The organism is Rhodococcus sp. D-46 (genome assembly GCF_011290655.1).
GTDB lineage: Bacteria > Actinomycetota > Actinomycetes > Mycobacteriales > Mycobacteriaceae > Rhodococcus_F > Rhodococcus_F qingshengii.
The window spans coordinates 887,321-903,445 of the sequence record NZ_JAANTF010000001.1 but is presented as its reverse complement, the minus strand read 5'-3'; the positions used below and the strand labels follow the sequence as shown (position 1 = coordinate 903,445).

Below are 16,125 nucleotides of genomic sequence, written 5' to 3'. Positions count from 1 at the left end.
GGCACGTTAAGTTACCGGTCAGTAATGGGCAGTAGTACGCTCGATACGAGGCCGGACGCCTGGCCGTGATCGCCGAACCAACGTCTCGCCGCCCTTCGGTGCGGTGGGCAGCTCCATCAGGAGGAATTCGCGTGGCTCCATCCACAAACAACCAACGCAACGTCGTCTTCGTCGACGGCATTCGCACCCCGTTCGGCAAGGCCGGCCCGAAAGGCATGTACGCCGACACGCGCGCAGACGATCTCGTCGTCAAGGCGATTCGTGAGCTGCTTCGCCGTAACCCGCAGCTCGATCCCGCACGGATCGACGAAGTTGCTGTCGCAGCCACCACGCAGACCGGTGACCAGGGCCTGACCATCGGCCGCACCGCTGCGATCCTCGCCGGTCTCCCCGAAACCGTTCCCGGATTCGCCATCGACCGCATGTGTGCCGGCGCGATGACCGCCGTCACCACCACCGCGTCGGGCATCGGCTTCGGCCAGTACGACGTCGTGATCGCCGGTGGCGTCGAGCACATGGGTCACCACCCGATGGGTGAGGGCGCAGACCCCAACCCGCGTTTCCTCGCCGACCGCCTGGTCGACCCGAGCGCCCTCGTGATGGGTAACACCGCCGAGAACCTGCACGACCGGTTCCCGACCATCACCAAGGACCGCACGGACGCCTACGCCGTCAACAGCCAGAACAAGTACGACGCTGCCAAGAAGGCCGGCTTCATCGCCGACACCCTGGTCCCCGTCGCCACCCGCAGTTCCGCGGGCTGGGGTCTGGCCACCGAAGACGAGCCGCCGCGCCCCGGAACCACCGTCGAAGATCTCGCGAAGCTCAAGACGCCGTTCCGCCCGGCCGGACGCATCACCGCCGGTAACGCAGCCGGACTCAACGACGGTGCCACCGCAGCACTGCTCGCCGGTGAGGACACCGCAGCCGAGCTCGGCCTGCCGGTCGGCATGCGCATGGTGGGCTTCGCCTACCAGGGCGTCGACCCCGCCGTCATGGGCATCGGCCCGGTTCCCGCCACTGAGAAGCTGCTGGCACGCACCGGCCTCAAGATCGAGGACATCGGACTCTTCGAGATCAACGAGGCGTTCGCCGTTCAGGTCCTCGCGTTCCTCGAGCACTACGGAATCGCCGACGACGACCCGCGCGTCAACCAGTGGGGCGGCGCCATCGCGTGTGGCCACCCCCTCGCTTCCTCGGGCGTTCGCCTGATGACGCAGCTCTCCCGCCAGTTCGCGACGCGTCCCGACGTGCGCTACGGCTTGACCACCATGTGCATCGGCCTCGGCATGGGCGGCACCGTCATCTGGGAGAACCCGAACCACGCTGACTACCAGGCAGGAGTTAACTAAATGTCTGATATTGCAACAGCATTCGCCGACGAGGTCGTGACGAACGCCTACACGAAGATCATCTCGGTCCCCGGCATCGAGGGCCCGTTTGCACTGATCACCCTCGACAACGGCTTCGACCACACCAAGCCGTCGTCCTTCGGTCCCGGCGGACTCGCAGCATTCGACGCCGCCCTCGACGAAGCCTTTGCCGCCAACCCGGTTGCCATCGCCGTCACCGGCAAGCCGTTCATCTTCGCCGCCGGCGCGGATCTCAAGGGTGTTCCCGCGATCACCTCTCGTGAGCAGGGACTCGAGCTGGGCCGCTTGGGTCACAAGGTGTTCCGACGCCTGCGTGAGTCGTCCGTTCCCACGTTCGCCTTCATCAACGGTGTCGCTCTGGGCGGCGGCCTCGAGGTCGGACTGCACAGCCACTACCGCACGGTTGCCGCCAATGCGGGCGCACTGGGTCTTCCGGAAGCATTCCTCGGTCTGGTCCCCGGTTGGGGCGGAACGCAGTTGCTCCCCAACCTCGTCGGCCCGTCGAACGCCGTCACCGTGGTTATCGAGAACTCGCTGAACCAGAACAAGGTGCTCTCCCCCAAGAAGGCACTCGAACTCGGCGTCGTCGACGTCGTTCTCGACTCTGCCGACTTCATCGAGCAGTCCCTCGCCTGGGCGTCGCAGGTCCTCGCCGGCACAGTGACCCCCGCTCGCCCCGAGATCGATCGTGGCCAGGGCTGGGACGACGCGATTGCTCGTGCGAAGGCGATCGTCGACGGCAAGACCAAGGGCAACGCTCCCGGCGCCGTCAAGGCCGTCGAGTTGCTCGAACTGGCTCGCAGCACCGACATCACCGATGCCGCCTCGCTCGACAAGGGCTTCGCGGCCGAGGACGAGGCTCTTGCCGATCTTCTGCTGACGGACGAGCTCCGGGCTGGTCTGTACGCCTTCGATCTGGTGAACAAGCGCGCCAAGCGTCCCGCCGGAGCACCCGACCGCTCGCTCGCTCGTAAGGTCAGCGGCGTCGGCATCGTCGGCGCCGGCCTCATGGCCAGCCAGCTCGCGCTGCTCTTCGTCCGCCAGCTCAAGGTGCCGGTCATCCTGACCGACATCGACCAGGAACGCATCGACAAGGGTGTCGGCTACGTCCACACCGAAATCGAGAAGCTCCAGGGCAAGGGGCGCCTGTCCCCCGACGCTGCGAACCGCCTCAAGGCGCTCGTCTCCGGTTCCCTCGACAAGGCCGCGTTCGCCAAGACCGACTTCGTCATCGAAGCCGTCTTCGAGAACATGGACGTCAAGAAGAAGGTCTTCGCGGAACTCGAGCAGTTCATTGCTCCCGAAACCATCCTCGCCACCAACACCTCTTCGCTCTCCATCACGGAAATGGCGTCCGGCCTCGAGCATCCCGAGCGTGTGGTCGGCTTCCACTTCTTCAACCCGGTGGCCGTTCTTCCCCTCCTCGAGATCATCAAGGGCAGCAAGACCGATGATGCCACTCTCGCAACGGCTTTCGCCACCGCGAAGTCGCTGAAGAAGTCCGCCGTCCTCTGCGGCGACAAGGCCGGCTTCGTCTTCAACCGCCTCGTCACCCGCACCTTGGGTGAGGTCATGTCCGCCGTCGACGAAGGCACCCCCTTCGACGTCGCAGACAATGCCATCGCCGAACTCGGCATGCCCATGTCGCCGTTCACCTTGCTGGCCCTCGTCGGACCCGCAGTGGCACTGCACACCGGTGAGACCCTGCAGGAGTCGTACCCGGACCGGTTCAAGAGCTCACCCGGACTCGAAGCACTCGTCGAGGCCCGCAAGCCCGGCGTGTGGACCTGGGGCGAGAACGGTCAGGCCGTCGACCCCGAGGTCGCCGCACTGTGGCCGCAGGGTGACAAGGTGTCAACTTCGGAAGAGGTCCTCGAGCGCACACGTCGTGCATTTGCCGAGGAAATTCAGATCATGCTCGACGAGGGCGTCGTAGCGGCAGCCGAGGACATCGACCTCTGCCTGCTGCTCGGCGGCGGATTCGGATTCTGGAACGGCGGCATCACGCCGTACCTGGACCGGACCGGTACCTCCGAGGCCGTCAACGGCAAGCGCTTCCTCGCGCCCGGTGTTGCCAGCGTCTGAGTCAGTCGATCGACCCGTCACGGACGGCGTGCCCTCGGGTGCGCCGTCCGTGACGTTCTGCAGGCTCAGAAGAGTGTTCCCACATCGTCTTTCACGATGTTCTCGAGCGCGCGCTCCGCGACGGCGGCGATGGTCATCGACGGATTGCACGCAGCGGAGTTCCCCGGCAGCAGAGCGCCGTCGAGCACGTACAACCCCCGCTGGCCCAGAACCCGCCCATCAAGATCGCACACCGAGTTCATGCAGGCACCGCCTAGGGGATGCCAGGTGGACGGCAGTAACGCGTTGGTGTCGGTGAGCAGTCCTCCTGCCGCGATCTGCTGGGCCGCAGGTCCGATGTGGCCTTGCTGGATCGCCGAATCCCCGTCCTTCGGCCAACGGAGCACCGCCTCACCCCGCGCCGAGTCGTACACGAACCGACCTCGGTCGCCGCTCACACCGAATCCGACCATCACCGTGCTGTGAGCGTCGAACGCAACGGGCGGGAACGACGCCTGAATGACGGTGAACGCATTATGCGGGTCGTCCCAGTTCCGGCTGCCGTAGACGACCGGCCCGCCCTGCGTCGCACCGAAGTTCTCGGCGAGATCCGACCAGATGTAGATCCGATCGGCATTGGTCCCCCACCCTGCGCCGAGCTCGTCCGGCAGATCCGTGATCCGCCCCGTCGCCGCGGCGCGGACCAGGAGTTTGGTGGTGTTCATGCTGCCTGCAGCCATCACGAGCGCATCCGTCGTCAAGATCTTGTTCTCGAGAATCTTGCCGGAAATGTCGGTCCGGTCCACGTACACGCGCCACCGTCCGTCGGCGGCCCGCTCGACATCGGTGACCTGGTGCAGAGTCTCCACATTCACCAATCCGGTCGCTTCCGCAGCCGCAATGTAGGTGACATCCACCGAATGCTTGCCACCGTTGTTGACACCGAGCGCGCCGTCACCGTTGGTGTAAGACGGCTTCATCTCACCCCTCAGTTCGGCCAACGCGAAGTTCCAGTCGATCGGCATCGGAATCTTCGACACGGGTAGACCGGAACGCGTTGCGTTACGCGCGAATACACGTGCCGCCTCGTAGTTCGGGCTGGAAATCAGTTCGTCTGGTGCAGTTTCCACTTGCAGCATCCGCGCCACCCGCGGGTAATGGACGCGGCCCATTCGTGCGTAATCGAGCTCCTCCGGAAAGTGCGTGTTGAAGACCGCTTCTTCCGGTTGCAGCGTCATCCCTTGGTACACAAGCGATCCGCCGCCCACACCGGCTGCGCAGATCGCGGTCATGTTCTCACCGGTCACCGTCTCCAACAAACCCGCGTATGGCTCGAAGATCGCCGGCCTGCCGAACAGAGTCGGGTTGGACTGATGCCAGAGGATGCGCTTGTCCGGGCTGGCGGGGTGCGGGAAAGTTTCGGCATTCGGCCCGGTCTGCCACCGAATCCCTCTCTCCAGCAAAGTGACCGGAACCCCCGCCTCGGCCAGGCGAAGTGCCGTCACCCCGCCGCCGAACCCCGATCCGATAACCACGACACGGTGCACTTCACGTGTCAGCGGAATCCCTGTTGCAGCCCTGGCAGTGCGTGGCGCCATCATCGCGACTCCCACGGCGGCCGTACCGGCCAAGAACGATCTACGTTTCACTCCGGACATGACTGGTGCTCCCTCGAAGAATGTCGCCAGAGAATTCCGGGCACGCCAAAACTAGACACTCTGACGCTCGAGTGTCAAGGTTTTGGCGGAGCAGGCAAGGAACTACGAGGTCGACCGGATTGCGGGCCCGAGCCACCTCGAGAGAAAGGCCCGCAAGGAGTCGTCGGAATGTACGAGGTCACTGTCGAATGCAACAACCGAAAGCCCCAGTCGCACGGCAATTTCCACTATCTCATCCAACTCCGCCTCGGTGGCGAGGCCACGTTCGACCATAGGGGTGAGCATCTGACCAGCGAAAGGTATTGCTCGACTCATCATTTCGAGATCGAAGACAGGGTTTCCCCGCTCGGCGAGGAGCAGAGTCGCGAGCACCGGGTGAGCACGCACGGCAGTTCGCGCGGCAACGATGAATTCGACGACGTAATCACACGCCGTGTCGACCGACTCCACCTGTGCCGTGATCTCCCCGAGAACCTCGACAGCGAGACCGCCCATCGCCTGGGAGACGACCTCCTCACGTGTGCCGAAAATCGAGTACACCGTCTGGCGCGAGACACCGGCCGCGGTGGCAACTGCGGCAATGTTCACAGCCTCGAATCCGCCACCTTCGATCAGTCCGAGGGCGGCGCCGAGAATCTTCTGCTGTGATCGCACGAGGAAAGTATTGCCCACCGAAACGGTGCACTGAGAAACGCGGTCCAGATCCGACTCCCACCTGCATAAACGGCACAATCGGTTTCGTTTGGCTGCCGAAATTCAGTAGGTTAGGCTGCCCTTCATGAAAACTTCTGTTCGGGGCTTCACTGCCCTCGGTGCGGCTGCAATCGCGGTCACCGCACTTGTCTCGTGCTCCTCGGATTCAGGCACATCCACGCCATCCCAAGGTACGGGCGGATTCCCCGTCAGCATCGAGAACACCTTCGGCACCACGACCATCGACTCGAAGCCCGAGCGCCTCGTCACCCTCGGATGGAACGCGCAGGACATCCTGTACGCACTCGATCTGACTCCGGTCGGACAGCCCAAGTACACCTACGGCGCGGACGACAACGGCGTCATGCCCTGGGCGCAGGACTACTTCGACGCGGACAAGACAACGCTCTTCGACATGCCGGCCAGCGGAGAACCGCCGATCGAGTCCATCGCGTCGTTGACCCCCGACGTCATCCTCGCGCCGTACGAGGGCTTCGAGGAATCCGTCTACAACCAACTGAGCAAGATCGCACCGACGGCCGCCTACCCCGGCGCGGCCTGGCAGACATCCTGGCAGGACCAGACCCGCATCGTCGGCAAGGCAGTCGGCAAGAGCGAAGAGGCCGACAAGCTCGTCGACGGCCTCGACGCGACTCTCGCCGATACCGCCACAGCCCACCCGGAGTTCGCCGGAAAGACATTGGCAGTGGTCAACTTCGACACCGATTCGAGCAACATCAACGTCTATCTGCCCACTGATCCGCGGGTCCAGGTGCTGACCGAACTCGGGTTCGTCAACGCACCGGGCGTCGAGAAGCTAGCCGCGGACAATGCAGGTGGATCGTTCTTCAAGACGATCTCCTACGAGAACATCGCCGACATCGACGCCGATGTGATCGTCGGCTTCACCGACGGCTCCGGTGATCCGTCCGGCATACCCGCAGTCGGTGGACTCGACGCGGTCAAACGCGGATCCACCGCATTCCTCAGCGACACCCGCGTCATCGGCGGACTGAGCAACGTCAACGTCCTGAGCACGCCTTGGGTCCTCGGCCAGATCACACCGACGTTGAGCGAAGCCGCAAAGCGCGCCTCCGCCTAGAAAAGATGCAGTGTCGGTCACGGTCTTTATGCTCACCTGCATGGCCGAACTTTCGATCTCCGTAACCAGGCACGTCAACGCACCGGCGGACACTGTGTGGCAGGTCCTGACGGACCTCGACAACGCTGCCGACACCCTCTCCGGCGTGATCCGTATCGAACGGCTCGCCGGAGAGGGATACGCCGTCGGCACCAAGTGGCGTGAAACTCGGAAGATGATGGGCAAGGAAGCAACCGAGGACATGTGGGTCACCGAGGTCGAGGCTCCCACCCGCACCGTCGTCAAAGCCAACTCCCACGGCATGAACTACACGAGTGGGTTCACGCTGAAGCCTGACGCCACAGGCACGATCCTCGAGATGTATTTCTCCGGTGAATCCGAATCCACTTCACGTATCTCGAAGATCTTCACAGCGGTATTCGGTCGGTTGGGCGCGCGGGTGACCCGGAAATTCATGGCGAAGGATCTCGAAGACATCGCAGCAAAAGCCGAGCGCCGCTCGGGCGAGTAAAGCGCCCTCACCTGCACTTACCATATTGTTTGCATAATAACTGCAATCAATACGGCATTACTGTGTCCAGCTGATTCGCTGCGGGAATGGACTCAGCTGGGTAACGGCGCGTGAGTCCCCGCCAAATCTGCCCGGGTGGGCGTAGCGTGCAGAGTGCTCGCGGATGGATCGGCGCATCGGGGTGTCGACCGTAGGGCCTTTGAGGGGGCAGGAATGGCATTCAGCGGAACCGCCTCCGGCGGAGGATCAGGCGCTACTCGCGCCGACGTCGGACATGCAGTGCTCTTCGCCGGCGCCGCCGCGCTCGGCGGTTTTCTGTTCGGATACGACACCGCCGTCATCAACGGGGCGGTCGGTGCGATCCGAGACAAGTACGACATCGGCGCCTCGGGCACCGGGCTCACGGTCTCACTGACTCTGCTCGGCGCAGCACTCGGCGCCTGGATCGCAGGCACACTCGCCGACCGACTCGGCCGCATCCGCGTCATGCAGATAGCCGCGGTGTTGTTCATCATCGGCGCCGTAGGCTCCGCAATTCCGTTCAGCGTCTACGACCTCACGTTCTGGCGCGTGGTCGGCGGCCTGGCAGTAGGTTTCGCGTCAGTCATCGCCCCGGCCTACATCGCGGAGATCTCCCCCGCCGCGATTCGCGGACGTCTCGGCTCGATGTACCAACTGGCTATCGTTCTCGGAATCGCCGTGTCACAGTTGGTCAACTACGCCCTCCAGGCCGCGGCCGGTGGTGATCGCAATCAGATCGCAGGCCTCGAAGCCTGGCAGTGGATGCTGATGCTCGAGGCGGTTCCCGCAGTCCTGTACCTGATCATGACAACCACGATTCCCGAGTCTCCACGGTTCCTCGTGGCGCAGGGCAAGGACGATCGTGCTCGCAAGATCATCTCCGATCTCGAAGGTGGAGATCACGACGCCGTCACCGAACGCATGAACGAGATCCGCGAATCTCTGACGGAGAAGCAAGCCAAGACCACAGTCCGCCAACTCTTCTCGAAGCGGCTCGGGGTTTCCCATCTGGTGTGGGTCGGTATTGCACTCGCCGCGTTGCAGCAGTTGGTCGGCATCAACGTGATCTTCTACTACTCGAGCACCCTCTGGCAGGCGGTCGGATTCGGCGCTGACCGGTCCCTGCTGATCAGCGTCGTGAGCGCCTTGGTCAACATCGTCGGTACGTTCGTCGCCATCGCCGTCATCGACCGGGTCGGTCGAAAGCCGTTGTTGCTGGTCGGTTCCGCCGGTATGGCCATCTCACTGGGCACCGCAGCGTTCTGTTTCCATTCGGCAACAGTGACCAAGAACGAGATCGGCGAATCCGTGGCCACGCTGACCGGAGCCAATGCCACTATCGCTCTTATCGGGGCGAACGCATTCGTGTTCTTCTTCGCCTTGTCCTGGGGCCCGGTCGTCTGGGTGTTGATCTCCGAAATGTTCCCCAACCGCGTGCGTGCTGCAGCAGTGGGAATTGCGACCGCCACCAACTGGGTCGCGAACTTCCTGGTGTCCTGGACGTTCCCGGCACTGGCCGATTGGAATCTGTCGTACACCTACGCCGGCTACGCCGTCATGGCAGTGTTGTCGCTGTTCGTCGTCCTGAGGTTCGTGAAGGAAACGCGAGGCAGCACACTCGAATCCGTCCAGTAGCGAACTCTCACGATTTCACCGAAAGCGGTGGCCCTCGGATTGATCCGTGGGCCACCGCTTTTCGAGATCGTAGTGAAGATTATCGTGAGACGAGCTGTCAGCCTTGCGCGACTTCGCCCTGAGCCGACGCCGAGGACGCGCCTTCCTGGACGTGGACACCGACGCTGCCCATCCCCGCCACCCAGCCGGTGATCTTGCGGGAGAGGTCCTGAGCCGTGAGTCCGAGTTCCTTGTGGATGGCCTCGCGGCTGGCGTGATCGAGGAACTGCTGGGGAACGCCCATGTCGCGGCACGACGTGTGCACTCCGGCTGCCCGCATCGCGGCCGAGACCGTCGAACCGATGCCGCCGTGCAGACCACCGTCTTCGATGGTGACCACGAGGGCGTACTTGTCCGCCATCTTCACCAGCGAATCCGCGACCGGCAGAACCCACCGCGGATCGACGACGGCAACCGAGATGCCCTGCTTGTCGAGCCGCTCGGCAATCTCGAGTGCCAGGGATGCAAACGGGCCCACCGCGACGAGGAGCACGTCGCCGCGCTCACCCTCGCTGGACTTGAGAACGTCGACCATTCCGTCGAGTCGCTTCACGGCCGGAATCGCTTCGGGTACAGCGCCCTTCGGGAAACGAACGACGGTTGGGCCGTCGTCGACGAGAAGCGCCTCGTCCAACTCTTCCCGCAGCGTGTCTGCGTCACGCGGTGCCGCGACGCGGATCCCCGGGATGATTCCGAGCAGCGAAAGATCCCAGACGCCGTTGTGGCTGGCGCCGTCGACTCCGGTGACCCCGGCGCGGTCGAGCACGACTGTGACCGGTTGCTTGAGTAGAGCGACGTCCATCAACAACTGGTCGAAAGCCCGATTGAGGAAGGTCGAGTAGATAGCAACGACGGGGTGAAGTCCGCCAAGTGCAAGACCGGCGGCCGAGGTCATCGCATGCTGCTCTGCAATACCGACGTCGAAGATCCGATCGGGGAACTTCTCACCGAAGGCCGCGAGGCCGGTGGGCCCGGCCATCGCCGCGGTGATGGCGACGATGTCCTCACGACGCGAAGCCTGCTCGATCAACGCGGCCGAGAAGACCGACGTCCAGTCCGGCGCAGACGACTTGGTGCCGCGACCGGTGACGGGATCGATGACACCGGTGGCATGCATCTGGTCGGCCACGTCGTTCTCGGCGTGTGCGTAACCGTTGCCCTTACGAGTGACGGCATGGACGATGACCGGTCCGCCGTAGGCCTTTGCCCGGCGCAATGCCGATTCCATGGCGGCTTCGTCGTGTCCGTCCACCGGTCCGAGATACTTGATACCCAGATCGGTGAACATGACCTGAGGGCTGACCGCGTCTTTGAGACCCGCCTTCATTCCGTGCAGGACGGAGTACGCGGTGCGCCCCACCCAGGGCAGTCTCTTGACCATGCGTCGGCCACTGTCGAGGGCGCGCTCGTAACTCGGCGCAGTGCGCAGTGCCGAGAGATGGTCGGCGAGTCCGCCGATGGTCGGTGCGTACGAGCGACCGTTGTCGTTGACGACGATCACCACCGAACGGTCCTTGCCTGCCGCGATGTTGTTGAGAGCTTCCCAACACATTCCGCCGGTCAGCGCGCCGTCACCGACGACGGCAACTACGTGGCGATTCTGACCCGTCAGCGCGAAGGCCTTCGCGAGGCCGTCGGCATAGGACAACGCGGCGGAAGCGTGAGAAGACTCGACCCAGTCGTGTTCGCTCTCGGCGCGGCACGGATACCCGGACAGTCCACCCTGCTTACGCAGAGTGTCGAACTGATCCTGACGACCGGTGAGGATCTTGTGTACATAGGCCTGATGGCCCGTGTCGAAGATGATCGCGTCCTGCGGCGAGTCGAAAATTCGGTGCAGTGCGAGGGTCAACTCCACGACGCCCAAGTTGGGCCCGAGGTGACCACCGGTCGCAGCGACCTTCAGCACGAGGAACTCACGAATCTCGTCGGCCAACTCCGTCATCTCGGCGTGGCTCAACTGACGTAGATCGTCAGGACCCTGAATGCGGGCAAGAACACCCAACGAGATCGCTCCCTCCGTGCTTCACAGCTGCACCGGTGCGCGCCGCGGCTGTCTTCGCGACAGTGCTGCCAGTCTACGGAGCGTTCCGGCGAACCGACACGCGGACTCGGCCCGATTCCGGTGTGACTTCGCGTAACAGCGAAATCCCGCGGATCGCTCGTGATCGCAATCACAGACAAATGGGATCCGTCGCGATCGACTCGGCAACTCTTCTTCCACAAAACGACCGCCATGTCAGCTTAAGGTCGACGTATGGGAACTGTGGTCGACGACCTGATAACGCGAGTGTTCGACGAAGTCCGATCACTCGACGAAGGCGAGTTGGCCGACTACATCCCCGAACTCGCGGCGGTCGCCCCCGATTCGTTCGGAATCTGCATCGCCACCGTAGACGGTTACGTCTACGAGATCGGTGACTCGCGAATCCCGTTCACCATTCAGTCGATCTCGAAGCCCTTCACCTACGCCTTGGCTCTCGCCGATCGAGGAAGCGAGGCGGTTGCCGCGAAAATCGACGTCGAACCATCCGGCGAGCCGTTCAACGAAATCAGCCTCGACCCGCTCACCGAACGGCCACGAAACCCCATGATCAATGCCGGGGCGATCACCGCTGCATCACTGGTTGCCGGACCGAATCCCGAGGCCCGCTTCGAGCGCATCCGCTCGGCGTACTCGCGATACGCAGGCCGCGAGCTGACCTTCAACGAAGCCGTCTACACCTCCGAGGCCCGCACCGGTCACCGCAACCGTGCGATCGGCCACATGCTGCGATCCTTCGACGTCATCACCGGCAATCCCGACGAGGCCGTCGACCTGTACTTCCGTCAGTGTTCGATCGACGTGACCTGCCGTGATCTGAGTCTGATGGCTGCGACGATGGCGAACAACGGCGTCAATCCGCTCACCCACGAGCGTGCGCTGGCACCCGCAGGCGTCGAACAGGTCCTCAGTGTCATGGCAACCTGCGGGATGTACGACGGCGCCGGCAAGTGGCTGGTAGAGGTCGGATTGCCGGCCAAGAGCGGTGTCGGCGGCGGAGTGCTGGCGGTTCTGCCGGGCCAGATCGGCATCGCCGTGTACTCCCCCAGGCTCGACGTTCACGGCAACAGTGTTCGCGGAGTTGCTTCTGCCCGGGCACTGTCGAAGGAACTCGAACTGCACTTCCTCCACGTGACGCGGGCGTCACGCTCGTCGATCCGGGCCAGATACAGCGTCATCGAAGCACCGTCGCGAGTACGACGCACCCCGACCGAACAGGCCGTGCTCGACGACGTCGGCAAGCGCAGCCGGGTCTACGAACTGCACGGCGATCTCCTCTTCACCGGTGCCGAATCGGCGGTCCGCGAAATCGGCTCGGTGGACGAGGGCCTCGAAGTTGTCGTCATCGACGTCCGCCGCGTCGACGACGCCAGCGACGTCGCGGTGCGCATGATCACTGCGCTGCAGGTTCAGCTGGCCGAGCAGGCTTGTGCTGTGGCCGTCGTCGATCCGCAAGGACTGCTGGGACAACGAAGTTCGAGCATCGACCCCGCCAGAAGAAGTGGTCGGGTTTTTGCGGATCTCGATTCCGCCATGCAGTGGTGCGAAGACACGCTGCTTGCGGTGCATTGTGAGGCCGAACGGCAGGCGTCGACGATCTCGATCGAGGACCACCCAGTTCTCGATGCTCTGTCCGCGGCACAGATCGAGGGATTCTCGGCAGAGTTGGAGACGCGAACCTATGCCCGCGGCGAGAAGATCGCCCGCCGAGGTGAATCGGCGTCTGGCTTCTACCTGATTCTCAGTGGCCAGGTCAGCACCATGTTCACCGACGCGCACGGGGTCGAGCACCGCATCACGACGCTCTCCGCCGGAATGACGTTCGGCGAGATGACGATGTTCCTCGACACTCCGTTCCTCAACGACATCCGCGCCGATTCCACGGTCACCGTGGCCGTGCTGACTCCGGAGCGATATGCAGAACTGACCGCACAGGCACCCGAGTTGAAACTTGCGCTTCTCGAACGACTGGCTGCGGGCGCCTACGAGCAATTGGACCTGATGTTGCGGAGTGTCATATCCGCCGGACGAATCGGATAGGAGCCACACGTGCCCACCACCGCCTTCACCTCGGAGCCGTCCACTGTCACGGTGACCGGAACTGCCACTGCAACAGCTGTTCCCGACATCGTGCGATTGACGATCGGAGTATCGGTGACACAGACGGCCGTTTCCGACGCATTCGACGCCGTCGCGCGTCTGTCCACTGCGCTGACCGAGACCCTGCACGCGCGCGGTGTGCGCGGAGCGGACCTCACCACCGCCGGGCTGAGCGTCCATCCGCAGACTCAGTGGAGCGACGGAGGCCGCCAGGAGACAACAGGATTCACGGCATCGACAACTTTCCGAGTCGTACTGCGAGAGCTGGAGCCGGAAGCGGCGAACTCCCCCGCTGCCGTCATCGCGGCATGTGTATCGGTGGGTGGCGACGCGATTCGGCTCGACGGACTGGAGTTCGATCTCGACGACCGCAGCGATCTGGCGACAAGAGCACGCGAATTGGCCTGGACGGCAGCCGAATCGAAGGCCAGACAGTTCGCAGACCTGGCAGACAAAGATCTGGTCGAAGTCCTCGAGGTGCTCGAGGACTTCGACCAGATCGTGCCGATGCGCGGACGTGTCGCGGCGATGAAAGCGGATTCGGCCCCGATAGCAGTCGAACGCGGAGAGATCGAAGAATCGATCTCGGTCCGCGTTCGATGGGCTATGGCGTGACAACAGTAATTCAGAAGACGCGGCCGGCAGTAGACCAGCCGGGCTTGCGGATCAGCGAGTGAGGTTCTTCTCCTCGTTCTTCTCTTCGCGTTCTTCTTCGAACTTCTGCTCGGCGTCGGGGGTTGCCATGTCGATGGTGGTGCGCAACGGACGGTTCGGGATGAAGATGACCGACACGAGCGTGACCACGGCGACGACCGCTGCGACCAGGAAGATCCGTCCTGTTGCGTCGCCGTAGGCGAACCGAACGATCTGCGAGACGAAGTCAGGCATATTGCTCAGGTCGAGGCCGTCCTGGAGGCTCTTGCCAGCTACTGCCTGCTGCTCGGGCGGCAAGGTGGAGACCGAATCGACTGTCAGTGTCTTGACGCGGGTCGCAAGAATCGAACCGAGCACCGACACGCCGATCGCGCCGCCGAAGGTGCGGAAGAACGCCACGATACTGCTGGCCGCGCCGATGTTCTCGACGCTGACCGTGTTCTGCACGGCGAGAACGATGTTCTGCATCAGCATGCCGGTACCGAGACCCACGATGGCGATGAAGATTCCGATTGTCCACAGGCTGGTTGCGTGGTCGATCGTCGACAGCAGCCCGAAACCGACCAGCAGCAGAACTGCGCCGGCGACGATGAAGGGCTTCCACTGACCGAACTTGGTGATCAGCTGGCCCGAGCCGACCGAGGCGACGAGCATGCCTGCGACCATCGGAATGGTGAGCAATCCGGCTTCGGTGGGATCGAATCCGCGTGCGGTCTGGAAGTACTGCGTCAGGAACGTCGTCGCGCCGAAGAGGCCGACACCAACTGCGATCGAGGCGATGATCGCGAGAGCCGTGGTGCGCTCGGTGATGATCTTGATCGGCAGGATCGGATCCTTGACCTTGGATTCGACGAACATCGTCAGGCCGAGCAGGGCCAGACCACCGATGACGAAGAAGGCCGACTCCTTCGAGAACCAGGCGTAGTAGTCGTCCTGACCGGCAAACGAAACCCAGATCAGCAGGACGCTGACACCGGCGGTGAGCAAGGTGGCGCCCATCCAGTCGATGGAGACGTTGTCCTTCTTCACGGTCTCGACGTGCAGTGTGCGCTGAAGCAGGAACAATGCGATGACTGCCAGCGGAACACATACATAGAAGCACCAGCGCCAGCCGGCAGTGTCCACGAGGACGCCGCCGAGGATCGGTCCACCGGACATCGAGACGGCCATGGCCGCACCCATGTATCCGGAATAGCGACCGCGATCTCGCGGCGGGATGATCGTGCCGATGATGGCTACGACGAGAGCGGTCAGACCGCCCATACCGATGCCCTGGATGACACGCGCACCGAGCAGCAACGGAACGTTGTGCGCCGCGCCGGCGATGACCGAGCCGATCACGAAGATGACGATCGCGGTCTGGACCAGGACCTTCTTGTTGTAGAGGTCGGCAAGCTTGCCCCAGATCGGCGTCGACGCCGCGGTGGCGAGCAACGCTGTCGTGATGATCCAGGCGTACTGCGTCTGAGTTCCGTGCAGTTCACCGATGATCGTGGGAAGCGCTGTGGAAACGATGGTGCTACTGAGCAGCGCGGTGAACAGCGCTGCGATGAGTCCGGTGAGTGCTTCGAGAATTTCGCGGTGAGTCATCGCGCCCGCTTCGCGAGCCGATCCGTCACCTCCGGTACTTGCCCGGGTTTCTCCTACTGTTGCTGCCATGTGCCTTATCTCCCAATACTTTCTACGCCCGTGTGCGGAACTGCCGGTGAGGCCTGCCGATTCGATGCGCCGAACGTCTCGTTGAGACGTTGCAGCGATGTCACTGCGGCCATGGCCTCTTCCTGGCTCCAGTCTTCGAGCATGTTGCGCAAACGCGCCGCACGCCGCTGCGTGGTTCTCCGTAAAACGTCGTGTCCCTCTTCCGATACTCGGATGCGGAACGCCCGCTTGTCAGCCGGATCGGGATTTCTCTCGACATACCCAGCGTCGACCAGATCCGACATTTGTCGGCTGAGCGACGACTGACTGACACACAGATCGACGGCCAATTCGTTCTGTCGGCACTCCCCACGCGCTGCCAGCATGAACAACACACTGACCAGCGCAGGCGGCAGCAGGCTGTCTGCACCGGTGGTGACCGCGGCTCGCAGCGATCTGCCGAACATGAAGATCGTGTCGACGAGCGCTTGGGCCGTCTCCGGCTGTACCGACATTGCCTACCCCTGAATTCGAGTGGCCCGAACGAGCCGTGACTTGAAAACGGAAAACTACTTGCAGAACGAAACTATACG

The 16,125-nt window shown here is 63.3% G+C and carries 12 protein-coding genes; 7 read left to right on the top strand and 5 right to left on the bottom strand.

The window, feature by feature from the left end; translation table 11 throughout:
• Positions 1-131: 131 nt before the first annotated feature.
• Both G9U53_RS04310 and G9U53_RS04305 read left to right on the top strand, forming a co-directional pair.
• Positions 132-1,352, top strand: a complete 1,221-nt coding sequence (locus G9U53_RS04310; protein ID WP_003942598.1) for a thiolase family protein — start codon at positions 132-134, stop codon at positions 1,350-1,352.
• Complete coding sequence (locus G9U53_RS04305; RefSeq protein WP_007732875.1) at positions 1,353-3,458, top strand: 3-hydroxyacyl-CoA dehydrogenase NAD-binding domain-containing protein; 2,106 nt, start codon at positions 1,353-1,355, stop codon at positions 3,456-3,458.
• Between the two features lie 65 nt (positions 3,459-3,523).
• Here the strand turns inward: G9U53_RS04305 and G9U53_RS04300 are convergent, their stop codons facing one another.
• Positions 3,524-5,095: a GMC oxidoreductase gene (locus tag G9U53_RS04300; protein WP_082661446.1), complete on the bottom strand. Its 1,572-nt coding sequence runs from the start codon at positions 5,093-5,095 to the stop codon at positions 3,524-3,526.
• 102 nt (positions 5,096-5,197) lie between these two features.
• Positions 5,198-5,749 carry a TetR/AcrR family transcriptional regulator gene (locus tag G9U53_RS04295; protein WP_003942617.1) on the bottom strand — a complete coding sequence of 184 codons (552 nt, stop codon included), beginning with the start codon at positions 5,747-5,749 and terminating at the stop codon, positions 5,198-5,200.
• A gap of 124 nt (positions 5,750-5,873) precedes the next feature.
• On the opposite strand from G9U53_RS04295, the gene G9U53_RS04290 reads away from it, so the two are divergent.
• From G9U53_RS04290 to G9U53_RS04280, 3 genes are all read left to right on the top strand, one after another.
• Positions 5,874-6,890, top strand: a complete 1,017-nt coding sequence (locus G9U53_RS04290; RefSeq protein ID WP_007732870.1) for an iron-siderophore ABC transporter substrate-binding protein — start codon at positions 5,874-5,876, stop codon at positions 6,888-6,890.
• Positions 6,891-6,930: 40 nt separating this feature from the next.
• Positions 6,931-7,401: an SRPBCC family protein gene (locus G9U53_RS04285; RefSeq protein ID WP_242692391.1), complete on the top strand. Its 471-nt coding sequence runs from the start codon at positions 6,931-6,933 to the stop codon at positions 7,399-7,401.
• Between the two features lie 213 nt (positions 7,402-7,614).
• Complete coding sequence (locus G9U53_RS04280; protein WP_007732869.1) at positions 7,615-9,057, top strand: sugar porter family MFS transporter; 1,443 nt, start codon at positions 7,615-7,617, stop codon at positions 9,055-9,057.
• A 97-nt stretch (positions 9,058-9,154) separates the two neighbouring features.
• Here G9U53_RS04280 and dxs read toward each other — a convergent pair whose 3' ends face one another.
• On the bottom strand, positions 9,155-11,101 hold the full coding sequence (gene dxs / locus G9U53_RS04275; RefSeq protein WP_058038717.1) for a 1-deoxy-D-xylulose-5-phosphate synthase: 1,947 nt from the start codon (positions 11,099-11,101) through the stop codon (positions 9,155-9,157).
• Positions 11,102-11,353: 252 nt separating this feature from the next.
• Here dxs and glsA point away from each other — a divergent pair, with 252 nt between their 5' ends.
• Both glsA and G9U53_RS04265 read left to right on the top strand, forming a co-directional pair.
• Complete coding sequence (glsA, locus tag G9U53_RS04270) at positions 11,354-13,180, top strand: glutaminase A (protein ID WP_003942619.1); 1,827 nt, start codon at positions 11,354-11,356, stop codon at positions 13,178-13,180.
• A gap of 9 nt (positions 13,181-13,189) precedes the next feature.
• Entirely contained in the window at positions 13,190-13,855 is a 666-nt protein-coding gene (locus tag G9U53_RS04265; protein ID WP_003942616.1) for an SIMPL domain-containing protein, read from the top strand.
• Between the two features lie 51 nt (positions 13,856-13,906).
• Here G9U53_RS04265 and G9U53_RS04260 read toward each other — a convergent pair whose 3' ends face one another.
• Positions 13,907-15,484, bottom strand: a complete 1,578-nt coding sequence (locus G9U53_RS04260) for an MDR family MFS transporter (RefSeq protein WP_047269338.1) — start codon at positions 15,482-15,484, stop codon at positions 13,907-13,909.
• Positions 15,485-15,558: 74 nt separating this feature from the next.
• Positions 15,559-16,047, bottom strand: coding sequence for a MarR family winged helix-turn-helix transcriptional regulator (locus G9U53_RS04255; RefSeq protein ID WP_003942624.1), 489 nt, complete (start codon positions 16,045-16,047; stop codon positions 15,559-15,561).
• Positions 16,048-16,125 lie beyond the last annotated feature (78 nt).

Coding starts and splice junctions, on each gene's coding strand:
- G9U53_RS04305 (WP_007732875.1), top strand. CDS start 1,353: ATGTCTGATATTGCAACAGCATTCGCCGACGAGGTCGTGACGAACGCC.
- G9U53_RS04300 (WP_082661446.1), bottom strand. CDS start 5,095: ATGTCCGGAGTGAAACGTAGATCGTTCTTGGCCGGTACGGCCGCCGTG.
- G9U53_RS04290 (WP_007732870.1), top strand. CDS start 5,874: ATGAAAACTTCTGTTCGGGGCTTCACTGCCCTCGGTGCGGCTGCAATC.
- G9U53_RS04285 (WP_242692391.1), top strand. CDS start 6,931: ATGGCCGAACTTTCGATCTCCGTAACCAGGCACGTCAACGCACCGGCG.
- G9U53_RS04280 (WP_007732869.1), top strand. CDS start 7,615: ATGGCATTCAGCGGAACCGCCTCCGGCGGAGGATCAGGCGCTACTCGC.
- glsA (WP_003942619.1), top strand. CDS start 11,354: ATGGGAACTGTGGTCGACGACCTGATAACGCGAGTGTTCGACGAAGTC.
- G9U53_RS04260 (WP_047269338.1), bottom strand. CDS start 15,484: ATGACTCACCGCGAAATTCTCGAAGCACTCACCGGACTCATCGCAGCG.
- G9U53_RS04255 (WP_003942624.1), bottom strand. CDS start 16,047: ATGTCGGTACAGCCGGAGACGGCCCAAGCGCTCGTCGACACGATCTTC.